At 58.1% G+C, this 3,602-nt stretch carries 5 protein-coding genes; 3 read left to right on the top strand and 2 right to left on the bottom strand.

Annotated features, from left to right (window positions below; all coding sequences use genetic code 11):
- Positions 1-787 precede the first annotated feature (787 nt).
- The 3 genes from O2807_13485 to O2807_13475 are packed head-to-tail and all read left to right on the top strand — an operon-like array spanning position 788 to position 1,891.
- Entirely contained in the window at positions 788-1,051 is a 264-nt protein-coding gene (locus tag O2807_13485; protein MDA1001514.1) for a hypothetical protein, read from the top strand.
- A complete protein-coding gene (locus O2807_13480; GenBank protein MDA1001513.1) occupies positions 1,038-1,415 on the top strand; it encodes an XRE family transcriptional regulator in 378 nt (125 codons plus the stop codon). Before O2807_13485 ends, O2807_13480 begins: the two co-directional genes overlap by 14 nt.
- The gene (locus tag O2807_13475) at positions 1,412-1,891 is read left to right on the top strand and encodes a hypothetical protein (protein ID MDA1001512.1); all 480 of its coding nucleotides are present in this window, start codon (positions 1,412-1,414) and stop codon (positions 1,889-1,891) included. Before O2807_13480 ends, O2807_13475 begins: the two co-directional genes overlap by 4 nt.
- A gap of 38 nt (positions 1,892-1,929) precedes the next feature.
- Here the strand turns inward: O2807_13475 and O2807_13470 are convergent, their stop codons facing one another.
- Positions 1,930-2,532, bottom strand: a complete 603-nt coding sequence (locus O2807_13470) for a cupin (GenBank protein ID MDA1001511.1) — start codon at positions 2,530-2,532, stop codon at positions 1,930-1,932.
- Positions 2,533-2,575: 43 nt separating this feature from the next.
- Entirely contained in the window at positions 2,576-3,184 is a 609-nt protein-coding gene (locus tag O2807_13465; GenBank protein MDA1001510.1) for a cupin domain-containing protein, read from the bottom strand.
- Between the last annotated feature and the right edge of the window lie 418 nt (positions 3,185-3,602).

Here is a 3,602-nt window from a genome sequence, read left to right as displayed (position 1 = left end):
GCGCTGCCCGGAGGCGGGCCGCGTCGGCCGGGCGGGGGCGGCAGCCGGGGCGGGGTTTTCGTTGCCGTTCCGCGCTCCGTCCGGGAGGGCGGGCGGCGGGGTCCTGGAGGGGGAGGGGCGCGGACACGGGGAGGGACAGGGGCATGGAGGGGCGTCTCCTGTGTTATCCGGCGCGCGGACAGACCGCCGGTTCGCGCGCGACGGTGGATCGCGCGGCCGCGGGGCCTCTCTGGCCGTCGGTGTGTTACGGCGAGCCTATCACGGAAAAGAACAAAAAGCGAACATTTGGGGGTAAAGTCGGGCAAAAAACATCAATGTTGGGTGGTGTCCCGGTTTGTTTACCAAAAACAGGATCCCCGGATCGCGACGTCCCGATAAAATCCACGGTCGTCAGTGGCACCTGGTTCGTCAGTCGGCCGGGAACGACCAGCATGAAGGCGTTTGTTGGTCCGATTAGAAACGGTTGCACGCCACTACACGCAGGTACACTCTCGGTATCCACGGTGGCGGTAGTTATGCGTGCCGACGAGACTTGGTTTTTTTTAACCCAATGTTGACGTATATGGCAACACTATCTAATTTATCAGGAGCGGTCGGACCGCTGACGCGTATCGATATCTTGCTCCCTAGAAGGGGCCAACCTCAGCGTGCGTTCTACGCTTTACCGCCTTTTATGGAGGGATTGCAGAGCGACTTACCAACATGGCAATGCGGAAGGTTGGAGGCGTCCCAAACGCCTGAGGAGCAATTCGACGCCCTTCTGCTCCGGTGGATAAGCGGAAACGAAATGCGATACGGGAAAATGTTTCAGGATTTGATGCCAAATGAAGACGAAGTTTGGGAAATGAAAACGCCGGATTTAAGGGTGTTTGGCTGGGTCTATAAACCCCGCGTCTTTATCGTTGCCATTTTGGATTACGCCGATTGGTATAAGCGGCCGACTGTCAAAAAATCTTACGAAGACGCCCGCCGACAAGTGATGTTGGAGCGGGATGCGCTGGAGTTGGATGAACCAAAATTCACGTCAGGAACCTATGATGCCCTCGTTTGAATTCAAAATCGATGAGCGCTCGCGCGCAGGTTCGCGCTTTATTTCTCGCGTCCACCAAGAGCTTCAAAAAGCCCTCGCCGCTGAAAAGTCGGAGCGAAAACTGACACAGCAAGCGATTGCAGATGTGCTCGGTGTCGATCGTTCTGCGATAAACCGCAAATTTACGGGGCTTGAAAACCTGACCACCCGGAGCATTGGTGAGTTGTTATGGGCAATCGGTTGGGAGCCCTACTTTGAAGCACGAAAAATAGACGAAAATGATGGAGGAAACGAATTTTCAAAGCCTGTCATCACCATGACGTCATCATCTTCGGCGGCCGCTGGTGACAATTCTGAGCCACGGAAAATTCGGATAGACCAATGATCCCGATGTCCATAATCGGCATGTTCTGCGAGGATATCCGAGAAGAAAAAAACGATATTATTACTCTTGTCGGCTTAATGCCCGACAACGTCCGTTATCGGGTAGAAGTTTCGGATAAGAAGGCACAAAAATTATCGGCTGATCAAAACATTTGGAACGCCCGCATTTGCATATATTCGAGGGCCAATTTTGATACCGATGACCCGATCGAAAAAATAGAATTGCGACTGATCCTCCCGAACGACGACGAACTCGAAATAGGCGGAGCATCGGCAGACGTTATTCAACAGGCGAAGGAACAAGCAAAAGAGCGGGGGGGACCGCTCGCAGGCGTCGTAATGCGCGCTATGCTGCAAGGATTTCGCCTTTCCGAACCAGGCATCCTACGGTTAGAGGCAATAATGGGAACTGACAGGCGGCTATTAGCTTTCTTAAATTTTCAAGAAATCCGGGATTCTGACGTTACCACCGCCTAGATGCAGTTTTCTTCGCTATCTCTGACCGTCGCTCCTTTTCAATCCCGCGAATCCGGCAGCCAGCCCGGCCCGGCCAGCATCGGCTCCAGATCGCCCTCGTAATCCGGCGCGTTCTCCACCTGCTCCAGCCAGTTCAGCCCCATCGACTTGAAGATGCGGTTGGTGATGACGATCAGCCGGGCCTCGTTCTCCGGGTCCGAATTGAAATGCTGCTGCAGGCAGTAGGCCGGCACGAAGATGAAGTCGCCGCGCTTCCATTCGAATTTGCGCGGCTCTTCCTTCCACGACCAGTGGAATTCGATGTCGACGTCGTATTCCACGTCCCAGTGCAAATCGTAGCCCTCGCCGTCGGCGACGAACAGGATCTGCTCGGCGAGGATGCGGCGCTTGCCGGTGTGGCTGGCCGGCGGGATGAACTGCATGTAGGCCTCGACGCAGTTCTCGACCGTGTTCAGCTTCTCGTGGACGAGGTGCTTCACCAGCCCGTCGGGCGAGTGCTCGAACGGCATGTCTTTCGCCTTCACCACCGTCAGCTTGCGGCGGTAGTTCTTGCGGAAATCCGCCGAGTCCTGCAGCTCCTCGGCGTACCAGTTGCATTTGTTGGCGCCGATATGGGCCGTGTCGCGTTCGTGTGTGGTCATCGATTTATTCCTTGGGTTGGCGGGGAGGCGGGGCGCGCGCGGATCACAGATCCGTCGGCGGCTCCCAGTGCTCCCAGCCCGGCGCGGCCTCCTTGGGCGGGTAGGCGGCGACCTTCTGGAACAGCATGTGCATGAACAGGAACAATGGCTTCGCCTTCATCACCAGGCACACCAGGTCCTCGGTGTCGGACGCGTTGAAATGCTGGTGCACGCAGCCGTTCTCGACGATCACGATGTCGCCCGCCTCGTAGTCGTGGCGCTTGCCGTCGTGGATGTCGTAGCCCCTGCCCGAGATGATGTAGAACAGCGCCGAGTTCATGTGGCCGTGGCGCTGGCCGGTGCCGCCCGGCGCGATCACCGTCAGGTGGGTCTCGATCGACTGGGCGATGTCGGTGCGCTGCGGATTGATGATCGGCTTGTCGAAGAACTGCGGGCCGCCCTTCCACTGCCAGTCGGTGGATTTGTAGATGCGCGGCTGTTCCATCAGCCCCTGCTGCAGCTCGCCGTAGGTGCCCTCCAGCGCGCGCACGAACGTGCGCTTCTTCTGCCAGCGCTCCCAGACGACTTCTTTGGGCTGATTGTGGCCGGGGCCGGCATCGGCCTCCTTTACCTCGACCTCGACGCCGCCGACATTATCCGGTGTTTCGCCCATGCATCGCACTCCCTTTATCTGCAGGCCGGGATCATAAGTCCCGGATAGTTAGACGTCAAAGTGTCGGGCCGGGAATTCGCGGAATTCCGGGACGGCGCCCCGATTTCTTCGGGGGGCATGTTTGCGCCGACCGGCGGTTCCGGACCCCGGCACCGGGGCAAGGGGCAAAGCCGTGCCGATCCCGGGCGACACCCGTGACGGCTTGCGGTTTTGCGAAAATGACGGACGTTGCAAAGGGTCATCTCTGACTTCGGCTTGTGACCCAAGGCGGACGCCCAGCGTCTCCTTCGCGATGCGGCTTATCCCGTTGACTCAGGTGGCGCTAGATGTAGTGTTTGCGCGACCGGCTCGCCCGGTCGTTGGGACACATACCGATGGCCAAGGCGCGCTCACTGTCTGCATTCCAGAGGGAGTTTCC

The sequence above is a fragment of the bacterium genome (assembly GCA_027622355.1).
Lineage (GTDB): Bacteria > UBA8248 > UBA8248 > UBA8248 > UBA8248 > JAQBZT01.
The sequence above is the reverse complement of the archived record's forward strand: the minus strand, read 5'-3'. Positions and strand labels throughout refer to the sequence as shown.

Bases quoted from the DNA above. Each gene is read 5' to 3' on its own strand.
- O2807_13485 (MDA1001514.1), top strand. From the start codon at position 788: ATGCGATACGGGAAAATGTTTCAGGATTTGATGCCAAATGAAGACGAA.
- O2807_13480 (MDA1001513.1), top strand. From the start codon at position 1,038: ATGCCCTCGTTTGAATTCAAAATCGATGAGCGCTCGCGCGCAGGTTCG.
- O2807_13475 (MDA1001512.1), top strand. From the start codon at position 1,412: ATGATCCCGATGTCCATAATCGGCATGTTCTGCGAGGATATCCGAGAA.
- O2807_13470 (MDA1001511.1), bottom strand. From the start codon at position 2,532: ATGACCACACACGAACGCGACACGGCCCATATCGGCGCCAACAAATGC.
- O2807_13465 (MDA1001510.1), bottom strand. From the start codon at position 3,184: ATGGGCGAAACACCGGATAATGTCGGCGGCGTCGAGGTCGAGGTAAAG.